This is a genomic window from Aeromicrobium sp. (assembly GCF_049586495.1).
Lineage (GTDB): Bacteria > Actinomycetota > Actinomycetes > Propionibacteriales > Nocardioidaceae > Aeromicrobium.
In genome coordinates this window covers 1-2,040 of record NZ_JBAVCB010000027.1, presented here as the reverse complement: position 1 = coordinate 2,040, position 2,040 = coordinate 1, and the positions used below count along the sequence as shown (strand labels likewise).

Sequence of the window (2,040 nt, the reverse complement as noted above, 5' to 3'; positions counted from 1 at the left end):
CAGCTCAGCGGGGACGAGCAACGGCGTGGGGGCGACCATTCCCGGCATCCAGACGCCCGCCGGCGGCGGCCCGGCCCTGAAGTCCTCCACGGAACCGTCGAAAGCAATCTGCGCGCCCGGGGCCACGACGACCACTCGGTCGACGTGGTCGAGCCACGGCCCGAGGCGATGCTCGACGACGACCATCGTCCGCTCTCCGGCAGCATCGAGAATGGCCTCCCGCACCGTGGTTGCAGTGGCTGCGTCGAGCATCGAGGTGGGCTCATCCAGCAGCAGGACATCGGGCTGCAGCGCGAGCACGCCGGCCAGAGCAAGACGCTGCAGCTCGCCGCCCGACAACGCAGCCGTGAAGTGGTCACGCCCGTAGGACAAGCCGACGGCGTCCAGCGCGGCGTCGACGCGCGACCAGATCTCAGCGCGTTCCAGCCCCAGGTTCTCCGGCCCGAAGGCCACGTCGCGCCCCATCCGTTCAGCCACGATCGAGTCGGCCGGATTCTGCAGCAGCAGTCCCAGTCGGCCGTCCACCTCCGCAGTGCCGCTGAGGTCGCCGGCGATCGTCGTTCCCAAGGCACCCGACAGCGCCAGCAGAAGGGTTGACTTCCCAGCACCGCTCGGTCCCACGAGCAGCACTCGTTCGCCGGGCTCGATCCGAAGATCAAGCCCGGTGACGGTTGGTTCGCGGCGGCCGAGTGGGCGCCAGGTGAAGCCGGCGAACCTCGCCCCGCCGATCACCACCTAGTGCTCGTGCGCGTGAGCGTGTTCTCGGCCAGCCCCGAAGGTGTCCAGGACACCTGCCCGGGCGAGCGCGTCGACCAGCAGCTTCGAGCCGAAGCCGGCCACCACGATGCCCGACACCACGAAGAATCCGAGGTGGGCGAGCTTGTACTCAAATCCCCAGTCGGCATAGTAGGAGAACCACTCGTAGACCGACTCAAATGCTGCGGCGAGAGCGCCTGCCGCGGCGGCCACCAGCCAGCCGAATCGCCGGTAGAACACCAGCAGGAAGATCAGCTCGGCCCCCAGGCCCTGGAAGAATCCTGAGGCGAACACGCTGAATCCCCACTGGGTGCCACCCACGATGACCGTGGAGACGGCTGCCGCGATGAACTCCGTGGCGAATGCCGCGCCCGGCTTGCGGACGATCAGGCCGCCGACCACGCCAGCGGTGAGCCAGAGGCCAGCCAACAAGGCAGTGCTGGGCGGGTAGGAGAACACCGCGATGCCGCTGATGGGCTCGTACAGCTTTCCCCACCCCCAGAAGATGACGCCGAAGGCGACTCCGAGGGTGGCGATGGTGACCAGGTCGACCGTGCGGTACTTCGTGTCGAGTCGGGGCCTGGATGTGGTTGCAGAATTCATCGTGACTCCCTTCGCCGGTGCTAACCGGAGCAGGTTCAAGGGTCTGCGGCTGATCCGCACTCTCAGCGCCTCTGCGGGTGGCGCTCCCCTGTCGTGTGCGTTCAACCCTAACGCGGCGGGGCGAGTCCGCCGCCCAGCGGGCCGACGTGAGACAGAATGACGACATGTCCGTGCGCACCCCTGATCCGAATCCCGGCTGGCTGTCCGACATCGCCCTGGACGAGACGCGCTCGCGCGTGCCGATCCTGTACGTCGAGGCCGTCCCCGTCCGCATCGACAGCCTGGGGCGCGTCGAGTCGGTGGGCGTCCTGCTGCGGGGGTCGTCCACGGGGGCGATGACCCGCACCTTGGTGTCGGGACGCGTGCTGCACAACGAGTCGGTGCGCGAGGCCCTGCTGCGCAATCTGGAGAAGGACCTCGGATCCACCGCCTTCCCCCAACTGCCGACCAGCACGGTGCCCTTCTCGGTCGCCGAGTACTTCCCGCTGCCCGGCGTCACGCCGCTGCACGATCCGCGCCAGCACGCCGTGGCACTGGCCTACGTCGTGCCAGTATCCGGTGAGTGCGCTCCCCGCCAGGACGCCCTCGAGCTGAGCTGGCTCACCCCGTCCGAGCTGATGCGTCCGGAGATCCTCGACGAGATGGAAGGCGGCCGGGGGGCGCTCGTGCGCGAGGCCCTGG

The 2,040-nt window shown here is 68.7% G+C and carries 3 protein-coding genes and 1 riboswitch; of the genes, 1 reads left to right on the top strand and 2 read right to left on the bottom strand.

The genetic code is table 11. The features are described from left to right. A partial coding sequence (locus tag WB508_RS01385; protein ID WP_423843082.1) for an ABC transporter ATP-binding protein occupies nucleotides 1–735 on the bottom strand: 735 nt, incomplete at its 3' end. Next, entirely contained in the window at nucleotides 736–1,359 is a 624-nt protein-coding gene (locus WB508_RS01380; protein ID WP_423843081.1) for an ECF transporter S component, read from the bottom strand. Then, nucleotides 1,349–1,459: riboswitch (TPP riboswitch) on the bottom strand. Its footprint overlaps the gene before it by 11 nt. Before the next feature lie 64 nt (nucleotides 1,460–1,523). Between WB508_RS01380 and WB508_RS01375 the strand changes: the two genes are divergently transcribed. Continuing rightward, on the top strand, nucleotides 1,524–2,040 hold a 517-nt coding region (locus WB508_RS01375), incomplete at its 3' end, for an NUDIX hydrolase family protein (protein WP_423843080.1).